The organism is Klebsiella sp. JN_Kp126, from assembly GCF_033843325.1.
GTDB classification, from domain to species: domain Bacteria; phylum Pseudomonadota; class Gammaproteobacteria; order Enterobacterales; family Enterobacteriaceae; genus Klebsiella; species Klebsiella michiganensis.
Genome location: NZ_JAWXQV010000054.1, coordinates 56,799 through 77,005, shown reverse-complemented (window position 1 = coordinate 77,005; position 20,207 = coordinate 56,799). Strand labels below are relative to the sequence as shown.

Below are 20,207 nucleotides of genomic sequence, written 5' to 3'. Positions count from 1 at the left end.
AGGAAGGTCATTTCTTGTAAGTGAGTAACATAACTTATCGCATTTTGTGATGATCATTTGAATTTGCTATGTAAAGAGTGAAAAAAAACTACAAAAAATGCTTTATCCGTAACCGAAAGAAGAGTAGAGTTAAAGACGTAGGGTACAGAGGTAAGATGTTCTATCTTTCAGACCTTTTACTTCACGTAATCGGATTTGGCTGAATATTTTAGCCGCCCCGGTCATTTATGACCGGGGCGTTTTTTATTGCGCGAAAGAAAATTTTTTGCGTATCGATGCTGATCAGGCGGGCTACCCGGATAGAGCCTCACGCGCCGCTATCCGGAGAGGTTAGCGAGATTATTCGCCGTCTTCAGAGGCTTCCTGAGGAGGGATATCGTTATACCAGCTATCCAGCTTCTGCCGTAGTTTATCCACGCCCTGCTTCTTCAGGGAAGAAAACGCTTCGACCTGCACATCTCCGTTAAAGGCGGTGACCGCTTCACGAACCATGGCGATCTGCGCTTTTCGCGCGCCGCTGGCCAGCTTATCGGCTTTGGTTAGCAGCACCAGTACCGGGATATCGCTTTCCACCGCCCATTGGATCATCTGCTGATCGAGATCTTTAAGCGGATGACGAATATCCATCAACACAACCAGCCCTTTCAGACAGAGGCGTTTCTCCAGATATTCACCCAGCGCGCGCTGCCACTTGATTTTCATCTCTTCCGGAACCTGGGCATATCCATAACCCGGCAGGTCGACCAGGCGCTTGCCTTCAGCGACTTCAAACAGGTTGATAAGCTGCGTACGGCCTGGCGTCTTCGAAGTACGCGCGAGGCTTTTCTGGTTAGTCAGCGTGTTCAGCGCGCTGGATTTCCCGGCGTTAGAGCGGCCAGCAAAGGCCACTTCAATACCGGTATCGGCAGGAAGATGGCGGATATCTGGCGCGCTAGTGACAAAATGCGTCAGTTGATAATTCCAGTTGGTCAAGACGGTCGTCTCCGTTAAATCAGGCTTTGACGGGGATTATACCTGAACAACAGAAAAAGGCTGTTTTTACCGCACCTCATCGCTGTAAGTTAAAACCACAGTCTTTGTGAGACATTGGCTATTAGTTATATGCGAAATTCATGAGAAAAGTCTGATTAAAAATAATACAAAGATATATAAATCATTGCGTTAAAATGAAAGAAAATTCTGAAACTCGTTTTTTTTCTGTACAGTCGGTTGTAGGTTTCCCGCAAACCAGTAAAGTAGCGGTCAAGGGCGAGGATGCTAACAGGATTATGACTCAGGATGAGGAGTCAGGAAGCGCCAGGAGGCGAAGACTACGGATTGTCAGGATGACAAACGTCTGGAGACGTTTTAAAAGGAAATGGATGTAACAGGGATTGTTGGTAGCTAAAGGAAAGACAGGGTGTGTCGTTAGCTAACATGGAAAGTAGAAGCCCATTAAGGGTTATCAGTGCGGAAAAAGGCGACAGAGTAATCTGTCGCCTTTTTTCTTTGCTTGCTTTCTGCTAGATTCCGCCTCAATTCTATACTGAAGAAAACGGCCTGAAGATTACACAACATGAAAAAACCGACATCCGTACCTCGCGGCAAAAAAAATCGCAAAACGCGTGAAGAATTGAACCAGGAAGCCCGCGAGCGCAAGCATCAGAAGAAGCATCGCGGCCACGCGGCAGGAAGTCGTGCGACCGGCGGCGACACCGCTTCAGCAGGTAAAAAACAAGGTCAGCAGCAAGATCCCCGAATTGGCAGTAAAAAACCAATCCCGCTGGGCGTAACTGAGAATGCTCCGGCGATTAAGCAGCATAAACCAAAGAGCGAGAAACCTATGCTTTCACCGCAGGCTGAGCTGGATTTGCTGGAGAACGATGAGCGCCTGGACGCGCTGCTGGAACGTCTGGAAGAGGGCGGTACCCTGAATGCTGAAGAGCAAGCCTGGGTTGACGCTAAGCTGGATCGTATTGATGAGCTGATGCAGCAGTTGGGCCTCTCATACGATGATGACGAAGATGAAGAAGAGGAAGAGCGCAAAGAAGATATGATGCGCCTGCTGAAGGGTGGAAACTAACGTTTGCACCCCATCGGATTCCCGGTCCTGCTTATAACCCTTCTGGTTATATGTTATCTGCTGTGGTTATTCGTTAAACTACGACGGTTGTCGCGGCGTCAGAAATGGCTGCGCAACCGGCTCATTACCCGAGGTGCGGTTGGGCCGGGGCGGCGTACCCGCCGACGGTACCATCGGAAGGAGTGAGCATGTCTGTGCAGTTAATCGACTGGGATCTGGCCCTGATCCAGAAATATAACTATTCCGGGCCGCGTTATACTTCGTATCCCACCGCGCTGGAGTTTTCTCCAGAATTTGGCCCCGCTGAATTTGATGCGGCGGTAGCCCGCTATCCGCAGCGTCCCCTCTCGCTGTACGTGCATATCCCGTTTTGCCATAAACTCTGCTATTTCTGCGGCTGCAACAAAATCGTCACCCGTCAGCAGCATAAGGCCGACCAGTATCTGGATGTGCTTGAGCAGGAGATTATTCATCGCGCGCCGCTTTTTGCTGGCCGCAAAGTTAATCAGCTGCACTGGGGCGGCGGTACGCCAACCTATTTAAACAAGACGCAAATTAGTCGTCTGATGGGTCTGCTGCGTACCCATTTCAATTTTAACGCGGATGCAGAGATCTCCATTGAGGTTGATCCGCGCGAAATCGAACTCGATGTCCTGGATCATTTACGCCTCGAAGGCTTTAATCGCCTGAGTATGGGCGTGCAGGACTTCAACAAAGAAGTGCAGCGCCTGGTGAACCGCGAGCAGGATGAAGCGTTTATCTTCGCGCTACTCAACCACGCGCGCGATATCGGCTTTACCTCTACCAATATCGACCTGATTTACGGTCTGCCGAAGCAAACGCCGCAGAGCTTCGCGTATACGCTACAGAAAGTGGCGGAGCTCAACCCCGATCGTCTGAGCGTATTCAACTATGCGCATCTGCCAACGCTCTTTGCTGCGCAGCGCAAAATCAAAGACGCCGATCTGCCTTCTGCAGAACAGAAGCTGGACATTCTTCAGGAGACGATTGTTTCGCTGACGGCCGCGGGATATCAGTTTATCGGCATGGACCACTTTGCCCGTCCGGATGATGAGCTGGCGATAGCCCAGCGTGAAGGTATCCTGCATCGTAACTTCCAGGGGTATACCACCCAGGGAGACACCGATCTGCTGGGGATGGGCGTCTCGGCGATCAGCATGATTGGCGATTGCTATGCGCAGAACCAGAAAGAGCTGAAGCAGTATTATCAGCAGGTTGATGAAACCGGAACGGCGCTGTGGCGCGGTATTGCGTTGACGCGCGATGACTGCATTCGTCGCGACGTGATTAAGGCGCTAATTTGTCACTTCCGTCTCGACTTCGCTGCGGTAGAAGCGCAGTGGGATCTTACCTTCGATAGCTACTTTGCCGACGATATGAAATTGCTGGCGCCGCTGGCCAAAGACGGGCTGGTGGAGGTGGATGAGAAGGGCATTCAGGTGACGCCGAAAGGCCGGCTGCTGATACGCAATATCTGCATGTGTTTTGATACGTATCTGCGCCAGAAAGCGCGGATGCAGCAGTTTTCCCGCGTGATATAAAGCATACCCCCACTCCAGGAAGGAGCGGGGGTATTATCAGCTAAACAGCCCAACCATCGCCGCGCACAGAACGGCAGCTACCGCCGTCTGCGGCGTATGACCCGCTGCAACACCGCTCGATATAATATTAATAAATGATTCAAGCATGATTTCTCCCCCATCTTTCCGGGCAAGATCATACTCAACGCATGGCAACAGTAAAGTACAAAATAGCAGCAGTTTGCGCTGGATGACTATTTTTTACTCGCCGCCGCGCTGCTACTCCATTCCCAGCTCTTTTAGCTTACGCGTCAGGGTATTACGACCCCAGCCCAGCAGGCGAGCCGCCTCTTGTTTATGCCCCTGCGTGTGGCGTAACGCGGTGGTCAGCAGCGTGCGCTCCATCTCCGGCTGCGCTTCCGAGAGCAGGTTTTGATGACCGGAACGCAAAGCGCGATCGGCCCATTGCCCCAGCAGCGTGGCCCAGCTATCCGGCAGCATTTGCGTCGGGTTATCCGGTATCGCCGTTTCAAACAGCTCGCTGGGAAGATCCTGCGTCAGAACCTCCTGACCTGCGGCCATTACCGTCAGCCAGCGACAGGTGTTTTCCAGCTGACGTACGTTGCCCGGCCATGCCAGTCGGGTTAACGCCATCTCCGTCTCCGGATGCAGCTGTTTGGCCTCGACGCCCAGCTCACGGGCGGCGATTTGCAGGAAATGTCTCGCCAGTCGCGGGATATCTTCCCGACGCTCGCGCAGCGGCGGCAGATGGACGCGAATCACGTTCAGGCGGTGGAATAAATCCTCGCGGAATTTTCCTTCCTGGACGCGCAGCTCAAGGTTCTGGTGGGTGGCGGCAATAATGCGTACATCCACCTTCACCGGCGCATAGCCCCCCACGCGATAAAACTGGCCATCGGCCAGTACGCGCAGCAGACGTGTCTGTACGTCCAGCGGCATATCGCCGATCTCGTCGAGGAACAGCGTGCCGCCGTCTGCCTGCTCGAATCGCCCCTGGCGCACGGTATTGGCGCCGGTAAAGGCCCCTTTCTCGTGGCCAAACAGTTCTGACTCAATCAGATCTTTCGGAATGGCCGCCATATTTAGCGCGATAAACGGCGCCTTGGCGCGCGGGCTGTGGCGGTGGAGAGCGTGGGCAACCAGCTCTTTACCGGTACCGGACTCGCCGTTGATCAGTACGCTGATTGATGAACGCGACAGGCGGCCGATAATGCGGAAGACGTCCTGCATGGCCGGCGCTTCGCCGATGATATCGGCCGTTGGGCTATTAATCGGCGCATTACGCGGCTGCTGCTGTTCCTGGTAATGGCTAATGGCACGATCAACCAGCGCCACCGCTTCATCGATATCAAACGGTTTTGGCAGATAATCAAAGGCGCCCTGCTGATAGGCGCTGACCGCCGCGTCAAGATCCGAATGCGCCGTCATTATGATGACCGGGAGCATTGGATGGCGCTGTTTAATTTGCTTTAGCAGCGCCAGTCCGTCCATTCCCGGCATGCGGATATCAGACAGCAGCACATCCGGGGTTTTGGTCGTGAGGGCATCAAGCACCTCGTTGCCGCTTTCAAACGTTGTACAACTTAAGCCTGCCCCGGTGAGCGCGCGTTCAAGCACCCAACGGATGGAGCTATCGTCGTCAACGATCCATGCTATCCCTCGTTGCATAAACACCTCTACTTCCGAATAGGCAGGTACACCGAGAATTCGGTATGCCCTGGCCAACTGGTAAATTCAATTTTGCCGGAGTGCTGATCGATAAGGCTGCGGGCGATAGACAGCCCGAGTCCGGTGCCGCCTTCGCGCCCGCTCACCATCGGATAAAACAGCGTATCCTGTAAGTGAGACGGTATTCCCGGGCCGTTATCTTCAACGTCGATACGCGCAGCGAGGCGGTAGCGCACGCCGTGCAGGGTTAACTGAAAGGCCGTACGGGTGCGCAGAGTGATTTCGCCGCCCTCCGGTCCCAGAGCCTGCAGCGCATTACGGACGATATTCAGCAGCACCTGTTCAATTTGGTCCGGGTCGTGCGGCAGTTCTGGCAGGCTGGGGTCATAGTCGCGAACCAGCTTGACGTTATCCGGCAGCTCCATCGACACAAGCTTTACCACCCGCTCAGCGACCTTGTGGATGCTTTCTGTTACGTGCATTCCGGGATGCTGTGGTCCCAGCAGACGGTCAACCAGATTTCTTAACCGATCGGCCTGTTCAATAATGACTTTGGTATATTCCATTAGCGCAGGATCGGGCAGCGCTTTGCTCAGCAGCTGTGCCGCGCCGCGCAGACCGCCCAGCGGATTTTTAATCTCGTGGGCCAGGCCACGCACTAAGTCGCGAGCGGCAATCTGCTGTGCGTGCTGTAGCTGCTCCTGGCTCAGACGGCGCTGATTATCCATCGGCGCCATTTCCAGCAGGATATAGCCTTCAGGCAGGCGTTGCGCCGTCAGGGAAAGGATGTGCGAGCGGCCATCAATGACCAGCGTCACTTCGTTATCGGTAAACCCTTGACCCGCAGCGAGGCTCTCCTGCATGAGGCCGATATTCAGCGAGAAATAGCTCAACAGCTCCGGCAGCGGCGTGCCGAATAATTTACGCGAACTTTGCGCCAGCAGCTGCTGCGCCGCCGGGTTCGCGTAATGCACCGCCAGGTCGTCATCGACCAGTAAGATACTGTTGATTAAAGAGTTAAGGATCTGCCCAGCATCGGGCAGTGTGCCTGTTGCCATTCGACAGTCTCCTGAAAATGAGTGCACTATTTTAGTGCATTATAGCTTTTTATGTATAAAAAGCTCATGAGATCAGCGTGTTGGTGGAGAAAAAAGCCCATCCTGAGATGGGCTGAAAGTTTCCACGGCAACAAAACATCCTTGGTATCCCACGCCACAACACGGAATACCGCGGATTTACAGCAAAATTAGACGCTGTAGTACAGCTCGAACTCAACCGGGTGCGGAGTCATACGTACGCGGTCGTTTTCTTCAATACGCAGGGCGATGTAAGCATCGATAGCGTCGTTGGTGAATACGCCACCGGCGGTCAGGAATTCACGGTCTGCGTCCAGCGCGTTCAGTGCTTCTTCCAGAGAACCTGCAACCTGTGGGATCTCTTTCGCTTCTTCCGGCGGCAGATCGTACAGGTTTTTATCCATGGCTTCGCCCGGATGGATTTTGTTCTTGATACCGTCAAGGCCAGCCATCAGCAGCGCAGCGAAGCACAGGTACGGGTTAGCCGCCGGGTCCGGGAAGCGAACTTCGATACGGCGCGCTTTCGGAGAGGTGACAACCGGAATACGGATAGACGCGGAACGGTTACGGGCAGAGTAAGCCAGCATAACCGGCGCTTCGTAACCCGGCACCAGACGCTTGTAGGAGTTGGTGGTCGGGTTAGCCAGGGCGTTAATCGCTTTAGCGTGTTTGATAACGCCGCCGATGTAGTACAGCGCTTGTTCAGACAGGCCTGCGTATTTGTCGCCAGAGAACAGGTTTACGCCGTTCTTGGAGAGGGACATGTGGCAGTGCATACCGGAACCGTTATCGCCAAACATCGGTTTTGGCATAAAGGTCGCGGTTTTGCCGAAACGGTGTGCGACGTTGTGCACAACGTATTTGTAAATCTGAATTTCGTCCGCTTTTTTGGTCATGGTGTTAAAGCGGGTAGCGATTTCGTTCTGACCCGCAGTCGCCACTTCGTGGTGGTGAGCTTCAACAACCAGGCCCATCTCTTCCATGATCATACACATGGTGGAGCGGATATCCTGAGAGGAGTCTACCGGCGGAACCGGGAAGTAACCGCCTTTCACGCCCGGACGGTGGCCTTTGTTGCCGCCTTCGTATTTGGTGGAGGAGTTCCATGCGCCTTCGATATCATCGATAGCAACGTGGGAACCGGAGATGGACGCACCAAAACGGATGTCGTCGAACAGGAAGAATTCTGGTTCTGGCCCGAACAGTACGGTGTCAGCCAGGCCGGTAGAGCGCAGATACTCTTCAGCGCGCTTAGCAATGGAGCGCGGGTCACGGTCATAGCCCTGCAGCGTGCCGGGTTCCAGGATGTCGCAGCGGATGATCAGCGTCGGTTCTTCATAGAACGGATCGATCAGCGCGGTGGTTGCATCCGGCATCAGGACCATGTCGGATTCGTTAATACCTTTCCAGCCGCCAATCGAGGAGCCATCAAACATTTTGCCTTCTTCGAAGAATTCGGCATTTACCTGATGAGAAGGAATAGTAACGTGCTGTTCTTTACCTTTGGTATCGGTGAAGCGCAGATCGACAAACTTCACTTCATGCTCGTTCAGCATCGTCAAAACGTGTTCAGCGGACATACTTAAACTCTCCCGGATTGGTCATTGTCGTCGTGGAAACGAAAACTTTTTAACTACGAAAAGTGGCGTTGTTGCCTTAAAAAATATAAAGCGAAATCTGTGCCAACTTTTAAATTGCCCCCAAAAGGCGTTATCATGCACATCATCGTGCAAAAGGGCTGCACCAAAATGAATGCATTGCACCAATATAGTGCATTTGTGTGAACATTGGGCACTTATTTGGTGCAATTGACCTTTAATAACCCTTTTAACGCTCCGTGAAAGCGATCACAAAGAATCTCTGCAATACTTGTTTGCGGAGGATGTTTGTGATCCTGTTTTGTACTGCGATTAATCCGTGTACAATAACGCGCTATTTCTAATGCCTGAGGCAAAGTTGTGATCGAAAATTTGCGTAATATCGCCATCATCGCGCACGTTGACCATGGTAAAACTACCCTGGTTGATAAGCTGCTACAGCAATCCGGTACGTTCGACGCGCGTGCCGAAACTCAAGAGCGAGTGATGGACTCCAACGATTTGGAGAAAGAGCGCGGGATTACCATCCTGGCTAAAAACACCGCTATCAAATGGAATGACTACCGTATCAACATCGTTGATACCCCAGGGCACGCCGACTTCGGTGGTGAAGTTGAACGTGTCATGTCCATGGTTGATTCCGTTCTGTTGGTCGTTGATGCAATGGATGGTCCGATGCCGCAAACGCGCTTCGTGACCAAAAAAGCCTTTGCTCATGGCCTGAAGCCAATTGTTGTTATCAACAAAGTTGACCGTCCGGGCGCGCGTCCTGACTGGGTTGTCGATCAGGTATTCGACCTGTTCGTTAACCTCGACGCTACCGACGAGCAGCTGGACTTCCCTATCGTTTACGCTTCTGCGCTGAACGGTATCGCGGGTCTGGATCACGAAGATATGGCTGAAGACATGACGCCGCTGTATCAAACCATCGTCGATCGCGTACCGGCGCCGAACGTTGACCTTGATGGCCCGCTGCAGATGCAAATCTCCCAGCTGGACTACAACAACTACGTTGGCGTCATCGGCATCGGCCGCATCAAGCGCGGTAAAGTGAAGCCGAACCAGCAGGTCACTATCATTGATAGCGAAGGCAAAACCCGTAACGGTAAAGTCGGTAAAGTTCTGACCCATCTGGGCCTTGAGCGTATCGAGAGCGACGTCGCAGAAGCTGGCGATATTATCGCGATCACCGGTCTGGGCGAACTGAACATCTCTGACACCATCTGCGATACGCAGAATGTTGAAGCGCTGCCGGCGCTGTCCGTTGATGAGCCGACCGTCTCTATGTTCTTCTGCGTTAACACCTCGCCGTTCTGTGGTAAAGAAGGTAAGTACGTTACCTCTCGTCAGATCCTTGACCGCCTGAACAAAGAGCTGGTACATAACGTCGCGCTGCGCGTTGAAGAAACTCCGGATGCAGACGCATTCCGCGTTTCTGGCCGTGGTGAACTGCACCTGTCCGTTCTTATCGAGAACATGCGTCGTGAAGGTTTCGAAATGGCGGTTTCCCGTCCGAAAGTTATCTTCCGCGAAATCGATGGCCGTAAGCAAGAGCCGTTCGAAAACGTCACGCTGGACGTTGAAGAGCAGCACCAGGGTTCTGTGATGCAGGCGCTGGGTGAGCGTAAAGGCGATCTGAAAAACATGAATCCAGATGGCAAAGGCCGCGTACGTCTCGACTACGTGATCCCAAGCCGTGGTCTGATCGGCTTCCGTTCAGAATTCATGACCATGACCTCCGGTACCGGTCTGCTGTACTCCACCTTCAGCCACTACGACGACGTTCGTGCGGGTGATGTGGGTCAGCGTCAGAACGGTGTTCTGATCTCCAACGGCCAGGGTAAAGCGGTTGCGTTCGCACTGTTCAGCCTGCAGGATCGCGGTAAGCTGTTCCTGGGCCACGGCGCAGAAGTTTACGAAGGCCAGATTATCGGTATTCACAGTCGTTCTAACGACCTGACGGTAAACTGCCTGACCGGTAAGAAACTGACCAACATGCGTGCGTCCGGTACTGACGAAGCAACGGTTCTGGTTCCGCCGGTTAAAATGACCCTGGAGCAGGCTCTGGAGTTCATCGATGACGACGAACTGGTAGAAGTCACCCCGACTTCTGTCCGTATCCGTAAACGTCACCTGACCGAGAACGACCGTAAACGCGCGATGCGCGGTGCGAAAGAAGATTAATTAACGCTTCTTTCTGCTATCTGAACCCTGCCTCAATGGCAGGGTTTCTTTTTTGTACAAAGCCCTGCCGCCCGTAGTCAAACTCCCCCTTTCCCGCTACAGTTAATTTTCCACGGTGCAAAAGGAGAGGACCATGCTCTATATCTTTGATTTAGGTAATGTGATTGTCGATATTGACTTCAACCGGGTGCTCGGGACGTGGAGTGATTTAACGCGCATTCCCCTTGCGACGCTGCAGCAGCATTTCACCATGGGCGAAGCGTTCCACCAGCATGAGCGCGGTGAAATCAGCGACGAAGATTTTGCGGCGGCGATGTGCCATGAAATGAACATGTCGCTAAGCTACGAGCAGTTCTCCCACGGCTGGCAGGCGGTTTTCGTTGCCCTGCGCCCGGAGGTTATCGCGATTATGCAAAAATTACGCGAGCAGGGGCATCGCGTTGTGGTTCTGTCCAACACGAACCGTTTGCATACGACTTTCTGGCCGGATGAGTACCCTGAGATACGCGCCGTTGCTGATCATATCTATCTTTCTCAAGAGATGGGGATGCGTAAACCGGAAGCGCGGATCTATCAGAGCGTCCTCGACGCTGAAGGTTTCGCCGCTGACGATACGGTCTTCTTCGATGATAACGCGGACAATATCGCCGGGGCTAACCAGCTGGGCATAACCAGTATTCTGGTGACCGGGAAGGAAACCATCCCCAACTACTTTGCTAAACAGCTATGCTAAAAACCGTTCATCAAAAAACAACGCGCCATCTGCGGCCGCTGGTCGCCTGGCTAAAGCTGTTATGGCGGCGTATTGATGAAGATAATATGACGACCCTGGCAGGCAATCTTGCCTACGTGTCGTTACTCTCCCTTGTGCCGCTGATTGCCGTCGTGTTCGCGCTGTTCGCGGCATTTCCGATGTTTTCTGATGTCAGTATTCAGATTCGCCACTTTATTTTCGCCAATTTCATTCCGGCAACCGGAGATGTCATTCAGGGCTATATTGAGCAGTTTGTCGCCAACTCCAGCCGGATGACCGCCGTGGGCGCTTTCGGCCTGATTGTGACATCGCTGCTGCTGATGTATTCGATTGATAGCGCGTTGAACACCATCTGGCGCAGTACCCGAACCCGGCCCAAAACCTACTCCTTTGCGGTTTATTGGATGATCCTTACCCTGGGGCCGCTGCTGGCGGGGGCCAGCCTGGCGATCAGCTCCTATCTCCTGTCGTTACGCTGGGCCAGCGACCTGAATAGCGTGATTGACGATGTGCTGCGTATTTTTCCGCTCATTTTATCCTGGGTAGCATTCTGGCTGCTTTACAGCATTGTGCCGACGGCCGAGGTGCGTAACCGCGATGCGATAATCGGTTCCCTGGTCGCGGCGCTGCTCTTTGAGGCGGGTAAGAAAGCTTTTGCTTTATATATCACCGCGTTCCCGTCATATCAGCTGATTTATGGCGTGCTTGCCGTGGTGCCTATTTTGTTTGTCTGGGTGTACTGGACGTGGTGTATCGTCTTGCTTGGCGCTGAAATTACTGTCACTCTCGGTGAATACCGCAAACTGAAAAAAGAAGAAACAGAACAATCATGATTGCATTAATTCAACGCGTATCCCGAGCTAGCGTTACCGTGGAGGGTGAAGTGACGGGCGAAATCGGCCCCGGGCTTCTGGTGCTGTTAGGCGTCGAGAGAGACGATGATGAGCAAAAGGCGAACCGCCTGTGCGAGCGCGTGCTGGGATACCGTATTTTTAGCGATGCTGAAGGCAAAATGAATCTGAACGTGCAGCAGGCTGGCGGCAGCGTGCTGGTGGTTTCGCAGTTTACGCTGGCAGCCGATACCGAACGCGGGATGCGTCCTGGTTTTTCGAAAGGGGCTGCACCGGATAAAGCGGAAGCGCTGTACGAGTATTTCGTTGAGCGCTGCCGCCAGCAGCAAATGAATACGCAGACCGGGAGATTTGCTGCCGATATGCAGGTTTCTCTGGTGAATGATGGTCCCGTGACCTTTTGGTTGCAGGTATGAGCCAGCTTCCGGGCAGGCTGCGGGTAACAAAAGAGAGTACAGCTATGTATCACCTTCGTGTACCGCAAACAGAAGAAGAGTTAGAGAGCTACTACCAGTTCCGCTGGGAGATGCTGCGTAAGCCGCTGCATCAGCCGAAAGGGTCCGAGCGCGATGCGTGGGATGCGATGGCGCACCATCAAATGGTGGTCGATGAAGAGGGCAATCTGGTTGCCGTCGGGCGGCTGTATGTGAATGCGGAAAACGAAGCTTCTATCCGTTTTATGGCCGTCCATCCGTCAGTACAGGATAAAGGGCTGGGAACCCTGATGGCGATGACGCTGGAGTCCGTCGCCCGTCAGGAAGGCGTTAAGCGCGTGACCTGTAGCGCCCGCGAAGATGCGGTGGAGTTCTTCGCTAAGCTCGGTTTTGTGAACCAGGGCGAAATCACGACGCCGACGACCACGCCGATCCGTCATTTTCTGATGATTAAGCCGATAGCCTCGCTGGACGATATTTTACATCGCGGCGACTGGTGCGCTCAGCTGCAGCAGGCCTGGTATCAGCACATCCCTCTCAGCGAGAAAATGGGCGTGCGCATTCAGCAGTATACCGGGCAAAAGTTTATCACCACCATGCCGGAAGCCGGTAACCAGAACCCGCACCATACGCTGTTCGCCGGCAGCCTGTTTTCTCAGGCAACGTTAACCGGCTGGGGGCTTATCTGGCTGATGCTGCGCGAGCGGCATCTTGGCGGCACAATTATTCTTGCCGATGCGCATATCCGCTACAGTCAGCCTATTAGCGGACGCCCCAGCGCCGTTGCCGATCTTGGCTCGTTAAGCGGCGATCTTGACCGGCTGGCGCGAGGCCGCAAAGCGCGCGTTCAGCTGCAGGTTGAGCTATTTGGCGACGAGCGGCTGGGCGCGGTTTTTGAGGGTATCTATATTGTTCTTCCCGCGAAACCGTTCGGCCCCTATGAAGAGGGCGGTAACGAAGAGGAGTAGTCTCCCTTTACGCTTAACTATCGGCCTGGTGTTTTAACCCGCCAGGCGATATCTCTCATCGCGCTGCCTGCCGCCGGGCTGATGCCGCCCAGCTGAAAGAAGCCGTGAATCACCCCGAGATAACGCTGACAGGTGCAGTCAACGCCCTGCTCAAGCAGGCGCTGGTAAAGCGCTTCGCCTTCATCACGCAGAGGGTCGTATTCCGCAGTCAGAATATGCACCGGCGGTAAGCCGTGAAAGTCTTTACGCCACAGCGGGCTGGCTTCCGGATGGTGGAGCGCCGTCGCGGAAAGGTACATTTCATAGCCGCTGAGCAGGGTATCTTCGGTGATGATGTAATCTTTACCGTTATCGATATAGCTCTTCATGCTGGCGGTGGCGTCCAGCATCGGGTAAATCAAAACCAGCTGCGCGGGTTGCCAGGCATGCGCTGTTTTGAGCCGCAGGGCGGTCACTAATGCCAGGTGTCCCCCGGCGCTGTCGCCAGCCAGCGTAATACAGGAAGCGTCGATGCCTAACTGCTCCGCGCGGCGGTGAATAATCAGCGCGCCTCTCTCCGCATCGTCATGGGCGGCAGGGAAAGTATGCTCCGGCGCCAGCCGGTATTGCACGGCGATAACGCGGCAGCCGCTGTGGTATGCCAGCTGGCGGAGCTGATGGTCATGCGTGGCGAAACCGCCGCTGATAAAGCAGCCACCGTGGTAATAGATAATGGCAGGCAGTGCGCCGGAAGCGTTAAGGGGAGAAACAACGCGAAATGCCATGCCGTCGAGCTCGATATCTGCTACCTGAACGCGCTTTTCCTGTTCCCCAGCCAGTACCGTACTGGCGAGATAGCCGCGCCTCCGGTCATCAATATTCTGTTCGCGCGATGAGGGGCGGCCCGCATCGATAAATTCCCGCACCAGCTCTGCGATACCCTTTTCAAGCGCCATTTTTCATTCCCTTAAGCTGTTTGGATATACAGTGTTATAGCCTGATTGTGAACAAAAGAAAACCGGGGATTTTCGTCGGGAAGTGATTCTGGAAAGCGGCTCGCAAAACCAAAGATTTTGCCGGCATACCGGGAGTGTTTACGCCTTATCAATGGTAAGCCGGGCAGCAGGCGCCGCCCGACATGATGCCTGCCGTTATTCCCCTTCGCCAGGGAACAGGAACGGGTTGATGGAGCTGCGGGCGAAGCCCTCTTGTTCCATCCGTGCGTCCAGTACCAGCGAGGCGAGGTCGTCGGCTACGGCCTCCACTTTTGGGTCTTTTTCCTGATAGAGAATCTTCAGGTAGGTACCGCAGTCGCCGCAGGTTTCGGCTTTAATCGCCGACTGCTCGTTATCCAGTGACCAGTAGTGCAGATCGCGCGTCTGTTCGCAGTTGCTGCACTTCACGCGCACCACGTGCCATTCGGTTTCGCACAGGTTGCAGTGCAGATAGCGCAGGCCCTGTGTGGTACCAATTTGCACCATGCTGGAGACCGGCATCGAGCCGCAAACCGGGCAGAACTGACGCTGTTCACCATATTCAGCGCGGGCCTTTCCGGGGATCAGGCTGGCCATCTGCGCCCAATAGAGCGAGAGCGCGGCCCAGATAAACGGCGCTTTATCGCTGCTGACAGAGGCAAAATCGGAAGCAAACAGCGCGCTTGCCATCAGTTCCAGCTCCTGCTCGGAGGCTTTTTCCAGATTCTCGATGACCGCCAGCGCCGGGCCGCTCATCTCCGGCTTCAGTTCGGCAATCAGAGAATGCAGCAGCTTGTGCCAGTGCTTATCGCGCGGTAAAACGTGGATATCCAGCGGTGGTTTACCCTGGTCGTTCGCTTCTTTGATGCGCGCGGTGAGATCCATCTGCAGCGGATGGTCGTACAGCACCACTTCCTGCGCGTGGGCGATAAGCGCGGCAAAGCGCAGGTAATCACCCAGCGGGTTATTTTCAGCCAGTTCACGCAGGCGTTCGGCGCGACGGTTATATAAATTTTTGAGCCGGGGAAACAACAACGGCGGGATCATATCCGTCGCGCGTTTCTCGCTCTTTTCCAGCTCATCTTGCGGGATGATACGAATGCTCATTCAGTCACTTCCTGGTTTCAGCAGATTCGGCGATGGTCACGTCCGCTCTGCGATTTGGCGGGCATCATGCGCCCGCTCTGGTGATGTCATTAATGATAACCGCAATCGGCATACGGGATATAGCCACGACATCGCAATGTGTGCGCTACGATACCTGATATCGATACCCCCGACTATGCACCGTTAGGATTAGCTGCCCTGCGCCATGGCCTAAGCGAAACGGGAAACGTGCCGCTCCCGCCTGCGGCGCACTCTGGCTAACGTTGTCAAAACAGCGCGTTATCCGCAAAAAAATGGCGTCGATATACGACGCCATTTCAGAGACGAACAACGCGCTCGGGCCTACGACTGGCGCTTATCCTGCTTTTCGCGGACTTCACGATACCAGCGCGGGTGATGTTTCTTCGCCCAGGTCTTCGTAACCCAGCCTTCCACCATCGCGGTAATGGTGCCCTTCACCCACAGCGCAGCGTAAATATGCACCATGATCACCACAATCAGCGCCACCGCAGAGAAGGAGTGCAGCATCAGCGCGAAGCGGATAACCGGGATGGAGAAGGCCGGCGCAAAGTACGGACGCCAGATGATCACGCCGCTCACCAGCAGCAGCACCAGGAAGATAATCGCCGCCCAGAACACGCATTTCTGGCCGAAGTTATAGCGCCCGGTGTCGCCCACTTCCTCGTTGACGACAATCTTGCGAATATTTTTCGCCCAGAAAATATCGTCCCGGTTGATCAGGTTGTGGTGCCAGTAGCGGAAGAACATGATGATGAATGAAGCAAACATAATCACGCCCACGAACGGGTGCAGAATACGCGCCAGCTGCGGGGTGCCCATGATTTGCATCAGCCAGTTGAAGGACGGGAAGAAAAAGCCCAGCCCGCTCACCGCCGCCAGCACGAAGCAGAAGGCGGTGACCCAGTGGTTGATTCGCTCCGGCGCGGTGTAGCGCACGATGGTGTCACGTCTTTTCATTTGCGCACCTCGTCTTTCTCTTCATCCAGATTGTCCTCTTCCTCTTCCGCGCGGTTCGGGCCGACGCCGACGTAGTGGAAGATGCTGGCGGCGAAGGTGGCCGCAAAGCCGACCGCCGCGAGAGGCTTCCAGATCCCTTTCCAGAACTTAACCGTGGCGCTGATTTCCGGGTTCTCCGGCAGGCCGTGGTACAGATTCGGCTTGTCGGCGTGGTGCAGCACGTACATCACGTGCGTGCCGCCAACGCCTGCCGGATCGTACAGGCCCGCGTTGTCGTAACCGCGGGTTTTCAGCTCGGCGACGCGCTCGCCCGCCAGCGTTTTCATATCCTCTTTGGAGCCAAAGTGGATAGCGCCGGTCGGGCAGGTTTTCACGCACGCCGGCTCCTGGCCAACGTTAACGCGGTCCACGCACAGCGTACATTTGTAGACGCGGTTATCTTCCGGGTTCAGGCGCGGCACGTTGAACGGGCAGCCGGCGATGCAGTAGCCGCAGCCGATGCACTGCTCGGACTGGAAGTCGACGATGCCGTTGGCGTACTGAATGATTGCCCCTTCCGCCGGGCAGGCCTTCAGGCAGCCCGGGTCGGCGCAGTGCATACAGCCATCCTTACGGATGAGCCACTCCAGTTTGTCGTTCTGCTCCACTTCCGAGAAGCGCATCACGGTCCAGGATTTGGCGGTCAGGTCGGCGGGGTTATCGTACACCCCGACGTTGTGACCGACTTCATCCCGGATGTCGTTCCACTCGGAACAGGCCACCTGGCAGGCTTTACAGCCGATACAGGTGGTGACGTCGATAAGCTTCGCCACCTCTTCCTGATGGTCCCGAGCGCGGGGCGCGGGGGTGAAGCCGTTAGTCGCGGAACGACGGATAATGTCTTGCGATTGATAAGCCATAATTCGTCTCCGTTACGCCTTTTCCACGTTCACGAGGAAAGCCTTGAACTCCGGCGTTTGCGTGTTCGCATCACCGACAAACGGCGTCAGGGTATTAGCGATAAACCCTTTCTTCGCCACGCCTTCGTAGCCCCAGTGAATCGGAATACCGATAGTATCGATATCCTTACCGTCCGCTTTCAGCGTGCGAATACGCTTGGTCACCACCGCCTTGGCTTTGATATAGCCGCGGTTAGAGGAGACCTTCACGGTATCGCCATGGGCGATGCCGAGCTTGTTCGCCAGCTTCTCGCCGATCTCCACGAACTGTTCCGGCTGCGCGATGGCGTTAAGCAGCGCGTGCTTGGTCCAGTAGTGGAAGTGCTCGGTCAGGCGGTAAGTAGTACCGACGTAAGGGAATTTCTCCGCTTTGCCCATCTGCTCAAGGTCGCCTTTAAAGACGCGAGCAGCCGGGTTAGAGACCACGTTCGGGTGCAGCGGGTTGGTGCCCAGCGGCGTTTCAAACGGCTCGTAGTGTTCCGGGAACGGCCCTTCCGCCATCTTATCGATAGCGAACAGACGCCCCATCCCTTCCGGCTGCATGATAAACGGCCCGACATCGCTGTCCGGCGCCGCGGCGCTGTAGTCTGGAATATCCACGCCGCCCCACTTCGCGCCGTCCCATTTCAGGAGCTGGCGCTTCGGATCCCACGGTTTACCCTGCGGGTCCGCGGAGGCGCGGTTATACAGAATGCGGCGGTTAAGCGGCCACGCCCATGCCCAGCCCAGCGTATTGCCGAGGCCCGATGGATCGGCGTTATCGCGACGCGCCATCTGGTTGCCGTCAGGCGTCCAGCTACCGGCGAAGATCCAGCAGCCGCTGGAAGTCGTGCCGTCGTCACGCAGCTGCGCAAACGAGCTGAGCTGCTGGCCTTTCTTGACGATCACCGCCCCGGTTGCCGGGTCGGTAATGTCTGCCAGCGCCTTGCCGTTGCTCTCCATTGCCACTTCTTCCGACGCTGGTTCATGCGGCGTGGCGTAGTTCCACGTCATGTTCAGCACCGGTTCCGGCGCCGGTCCGCCCTGTTCGGCGTACATCTTGCGCAGGCGTAAGAAGATACCGGCAAGGATCTCACCGTCGGTGGTCGCAATCCCCGGGGCGTCCGCGCCTTTCCAGTGCCACTGCAGCCAGCGGCCGGAGTTAACGATAGAACCGTTCTCTTCGGCGAAGCAGGTGGACGGCAGGCGGAACACTTCGGTCTGGATTTTCGCCGGATCGACGTCGTTCGACTCCCCGTGGTTTTGCCAGAAGGTGGAGGTTTCGGTGTTGAGCGGGTCGATGGTCACCAGGAACTTAAGCTTCGACAGCGACGCGACAACCTTGTTTTTGTTCGGGAACGACGCTACCGGGTTGAAGCCCTGGCAGATATAGCCGTTCACTTTGCCCTGGTTCATCATCTCGAAATATTGCAGGACGTCGTAGCCCTTATCCCACTTCGGTAGCCAGTCAAAGCCCCAGCTGTTTTCCGCCGTGGCTTTATCGCCAAAGAAGGCCTTCATCATTGAGACGAAGAATTTCGGGTAATTACCCCAGTAGTTCACCTGGTCCTTCAACAGCGGTTTCGGCGTGTTGGCGGCGAGGTAGGTTTGCAGGTCAGTCTGTTTCTCGCTCGGCAGCGTCATATAGCCAGGCAGGCTCTGTGACAGCAGTCCCAGGTCGGTAAGACCCTGAATATTGGAGTGGCCGCGCAGGGCGTTTACGCCGCCGCCCGCCATGCCCATATTGCCGAGCAGCAGCTGGATCATCGCCATGGTGCGGATGTTCTGCGCGCCGATGGAGTGCTGCGTCCAGCCCAGCGCGTACAGGAACGAGGCAGTTTTATCGTGCGCGCTGGTTTCCGCGATGTACTCGCAGACTTTGAGGAAGTCAGCTTTTGGCGTTCCGCAGATGTTTTCGACAACTTCCGGCGTATAGCGGGAAACGTGCTGCTTCAGCAGGTTCCAGACGCAGCGCGGATGCTGCAGCGTGGTATCGCGTTTGGCAAAGCCGTTCTCATCCAGCTCATAGTTCCAGGACGTTTTATCGTACTTGCGGGCTTCGGCGTCGTAGCCGCTGAACAGACCGTCTTCAAAGCTGTAATCCTCACGCACGATCAGGCTGGCGTTGGTGTAAGCCTCGGTATATTCACGGTTAATTTTTTCGTTGTTCAACAGGTACAGGATGACGCCTGACAGGAAGGTAATGTCAGTACCGGAACGAATTGGGGTATAGAAATCAGCTACCGCCGCGGTACGCGTAAAGCGCGGATCGATCACAATCAGCTTCGCGCCGTTGCGAATCTTGGCTTCCATTGCCCAGCGGAATCCAACCGGGTGAGCTTCAGCGGCGTTGCCGCCCATCACCACGACGAGATTGGCGTTCTTGATGTCGACCCAGTGGTTGGTCATCGCACCGCGACCAAATGTTGGAGCAAGACTTGCTACCGTTGGTCCGTGTCAGACGCGCGCCTGGTTGTCGACCGCGAGCATACCGAGCGCGCGGGTAAATTTCTGGGTTAAATAACCGGTTTCGTTACTGGAGGCGGAGGCGCACAGCATACCGGTGGTTAGCCAGCGGTTGACGGTGGTGCCTTCGCTATTCTGCGCGACAAAGTTGGCGTCGCGGTCCTCTTTCATCAGCTTAGCGATGCGATCGAACGCTTCATCCCAGCTGATTTTCTGCCATTTATCAGAGCCTGGCGCACGGTATTCCGGAAATTTCAGGCGACTTTCGGAATGGATAAAGTCCACCAGACCGGCCCCTTTAGGGCAGAGCGCGCCACGGTTGACCGGATGGTCCGGGTCACCTTCGATATGGAAGATAGACGCTTTGGCATTTTTTGCGCCGTCGCCGAGGCTGTACATTAACAGCCCGCAGCCAACGGAACAGTAAGTGCAGGTGTTACGGGTTTCGCGGGTGCGCAGCAGCTTGTACTGCCGTGTTTCCGCGAGTGCTAAACCGGGCGCAAAGCCCAGCGCCGCTGCCGTGGTTCCTGCCATACCGCCAGCGCAGATCTTAAAGAACTGCCTTCTGCTGACCTGCATGGTTCGCTCCTTGTTTCGACATTGTCACGTATAGTTATTTGCTTTGCGGT

17 protein-coding genes are annotated in these 20,207 nt (G+C 55.1%); 7 read left to right on the top strand and 10 right to left on the bottom strand.

Annotated elements, in window-relative coordinates:
* Positions 1-339 precede the first annotated feature (339 nt).
* Complete coding sequence (gene yihA / locus SIK97_RS11435; protein ID WP_004855823.1) at positions 340-972, bottom strand: ribosome biogenesis GTP-binding protein YihA/YsxC; 633 nt, start codon at positions 970-972, stop codon at positions 340-342.
* A 583-nt stretch (positions 973-1,555) separates the two neighbouring features.
* Between yihA and yihI the strand changes: the two genes are divergently transcribed.
* Positions 1,556-2,062 (top strand): Der GTPase-activating protein YihI, encoded by a 507-nt coding sequence (gene yihI, locus SIK97_RS11430; RefSeq protein ID WP_014227367.1) that lies wholly within the window; start codon positions 1,556-1,558, stop codon positions 2,060-2,062.
* A gap of 188 nt (positions 2,063-2,250) precedes the next feature.
* The gene (hemN, locus tag SIK97_RS11425) at positions 2,251-3,624 is read left to right on the top strand and encodes an oxygen-independent coproporphyrinogen III oxidase (RefSeq protein WP_032751767.1); all 1,374 of its coding nucleotides are present in this window, start codon (positions 2,251-2,253) and stop codon (positions 3,622-3,624) included.
* A 36-nt stretch (positions 3,625-3,660) separates the two neighbouring features.
* Here hemN and SIK97_RS11420 read toward each other — a convergent pair whose 3' ends face one another.
* The 4 genes from SIK97_RS11420 to glnA form a co-directional block, all read right to left on the bottom strand.
* On the bottom strand, positions 3,661-3,771 hold the full coding sequence (locus tag SIK97_RS11420; protein ID WP_004855828.1) for a YshB family small membrane protein: 111 nt from the start codon (positions 3,769-3,771) through the stop codon (positions 3,661-3,663).
* Between the two features lie 111 nt (positions 3,772-3,882).
* Complete coding sequence (gene glnG / locus SIK97_RS11415) at positions 3,883-5,292, bottom strand: nitrogen regulation protein NR(I) (RefSeq protein ID WP_004107350.1); 1,410 nt, start codon at positions 5,290-5,292, stop codon at positions 3,883-3,885.
* 8 nt (positions 5,293-5,300) lie between these two features.
* Positions 5,301-6,350 (bottom strand): nitrogen regulation protein NR(II), encoded by a 1,050-nt coding sequence (glnL, locus tag SIK97_RS11410; protein WP_004127098.1) that lies wholly within the window; start codon positions 6,348-6,350, stop codon positions 5,301-5,303.
* A 188-nt stretch (positions 6,351-6,538) separates the two neighbouring features.
* Positions 6,539-7,948: a glutamate--ammonia ligase gene (glnA, locus tag SIK97_RS11405; RefSeq protein ID WP_004127100.1), complete on the bottom strand. Its 1,410-nt coding sequence runs from the start codon at positions 7,946-7,948 to the stop codon at positions 6,539-6,541.
* A gap of 378 nt (positions 7,949-8,326) precedes the next feature.
* Here glnA and typA point away from each other — a divergent pair, with 378 nt between their 5' ends.
* The 5 genes from typA (at position 8,327) to fabY (ending at position 13,157) form a co-directional block, all read left to right on the top strand.
* Positions 8,327-10,150: a ribosome-dependent GTPase TypA gene (gene typA, locus SIK97_RS11400; protein WP_004127103.1), complete on the top strand. Its 1,824-nt coding sequence runs from the start codon at positions 8,327-8,329 to the stop codon at positions 10,148-10,150.
* A gap of 133 nt (positions 10,151-10,283) precedes the next feature.
* Positions 10,284-10,883: a glucose-1-phosphatase gene (gene yihX, locus SIK97_RS11395; protein ID WP_004127106.1), complete on the top strand. Its 600-nt coding sequence runs from the start codon at positions 10,284-10,286 to the stop codon at positions 10,881-10,883.
* Complete coding sequence (locus SIK97_RS11390) at positions 10,877-11,737, top strand: virulence factor BrkB family protein (RefSeq protein ID WP_004127107.1); 861 nt, start codon at positions 10,877-10,879, stop codon at positions 11,735-11,737. The genes yihX and SIK97_RS11390 overlap by 7 nt, the downstream gene beginning before the upstream one ends.
* Positions 11,734-12,171 (top strand): D-aminoacyl-tRNA deacylase, encoded by a 438-nt coding sequence (dtd, locus tag SIK97_RS11385; protein WP_014227372.1) that lies wholly within the window; start codon positions 11,734-11,736, stop codon positions 12,169-12,171. Before SIK97_RS11390 ends, dtd begins: the two co-directional genes overlap by 4 nt.
* A gap of 44 nt (positions 12,172-12,215) precedes the next feature.
* Positions 12,216-13,157 (top strand): fatty acid biosynthesis protein FabY, encoded by a 942-nt coding sequence (fabY, locus tag SIK97_RS11380; RefSeq protein WP_009652900.1) that lies wholly within the window; start codon positions 12,216-12,218, stop codon positions 13,155-13,157.
* Positions 13,158-13,174: 17 nt separating this feature from the next.
* Here the strand turns inward: fabY and SIK97_RS11375 are convergent, their stop codons facing one another.
* The 5 genes from SIK97_RS11375 to fdnG form a co-directional block, all read right to left on the bottom strand.
* Positions 13,175-14,092 carry an alpha/beta hydrolase gene (locus SIK97_RS11375; RefSeq protein ID WP_032751765.1) on the bottom strand — a complete coding sequence of 306 codons (918 nt, stop codon included), beginning with the start codon at positions 14,090-14,092 and terminating at the stop codon, positions 13,175-13,177.
* 195 nt (positions 14,093-14,287) lie between these two features.
* Positions 14,288-15,217, bottom strand: coding sequence for a formate dehydrogenase accessory protein FdhE (gene fdhE, locus SIK97_RS11370; protein WP_004132861.1), 930 nt, complete (start codon positions 15,215-15,217; stop codon positions 14,288-14,290).
* A 342-nt stretch (positions 15,218-15,559) separates the two neighbouring features.
* Positions 15,560-16,195: a formate dehydrogenase cytochrome b556 subunit gene (gene fdoI / locus SIK97_RS11365; RefSeq protein ID WP_004107380.1), complete on the bottom strand. Its 636-nt coding sequence runs from the start codon at positions 16,193-16,195 to the stop codon at positions 15,560-15,562.
* On the bottom strand, positions 16,192-17,094 hold the full coding sequence (gene fdxH / locus SIK97_RS11360; protein WP_014227375.1) for a formate dehydrogenase subunit beta: 903 nt from the start codon (positions 17,092-17,094) through the stop codon (positions 16,192-16,194). The genes fdoI and fdxH overlap by 4 nt, the downstream gene beginning before the upstream one ends.
* Before the next feature lie 12 nt (positions 17,095-17,106).
* The gene (gene fdnG, locus SIK97_RS11355) at positions 17,107-20,157 is read right to left on the bottom strand and encodes a formate dehydrogenase-N subunit alpha (RefSeq protein ID WP_014837000.1); all 3,051 of its coding nucleotides are present in this window, start codon (positions 20,155-20,157) and stop codon (positions 17,107-17,109) included.
* Positions 20,158-20,207 lie beyond the last annotated feature (50 nt).

Bases quoted from the DNA above. Each gene is read 5' to 3' on its own strand.
- dtd (WP_014227372.1), top strand. From the start codon at position 11,734: ATGATTGCATTAATTCAACGCGTATCCCGAGCTAGCGTTACCGTGGAG.
- yihX (WP_004127106.1), top strand. From the start codon at position 10,284: ATGCTCTATATCTTTGATTTAGGTAATGTGATTGTCGATATTGACTTC.
- SIK97_RS11420 (WP_004855828.1), bottom strand. From the start codon at position 3,771: ATGCTTGAATCATTTATTAATATTATATCGAGCGGTGTTGCAGCGGGT.
- fdhE (WP_004132861.1), bottom strand. From the start codon at position 15,217: ATGAGCATTCGTATCATCCCGCAAGATGAGCTGGAAAAGAGCGAGAAA.
- glnL (WP_004127098.1), bottom strand. From the start codon at position 6,350: ATGGCAACAGGCACACTGCCCGATGCTGGGCAGATCCTTAACTCTTTA.
- hemN (WP_032751767.1), top strand. From the start codon at position 2,251: ATGTCTGTGCAGTTAATCGACTGGGATCTGGCCCTGATCCAGAAATAT.
- glnA (WP_004127100.1), bottom strand. From the start codon at position 7,948: ATGTCCGCTGAACACGTTTTGACGATGCTGAACGAGCATGAAGTGAAG.
- yihI (WP_014227367.1), top strand. From the start codon at position 1,556: ATGAAAAAACCGACATCCGTACCTCGCGGCAAAAAAAATCGCAAAACG.
- fabY (WP_009652900.1), top strand. From the start codon at position 12,216: ATGTATCACCTTCGTGTACCGCAAACAGAAGAAGAGTTAGAGAGCTAC.
- SIK97_RS11375 (WP_032751765.1), bottom strand. From the start codon at position 14,092: ATGGCGCTTGAAAAGGGTATCGCAGAGCTGGTGCGGGAATTTATCGAT.
- fdoI (WP_004107380.1), bottom strand. From the start codon at position 16,195: ATGAAAAGACGTGACACCATCGTGCGCTACACCGCGCCGGAGCGAATC.
- fdxH (WP_014227375.1), bottom strand. From the start codon at position 17,094: ATGGCTTATCAATCGCAAGACATTATCCGTCGTTCCGCGACTAACGGC.
- SIK97_RS11390 (WP_004127107.1), top strand. From the start codon at position 10,877: ATGCTAAAAACCGTTCATCAAAAAACAACGCGCCATCTGCGGCCGCTG.
- glnG (WP_004107350.1), bottom strand. From the start codon at position 5,292: ATGCAACGAGGGATAGCATGGATCGTTGACGACGATAGCTCCATCCGT.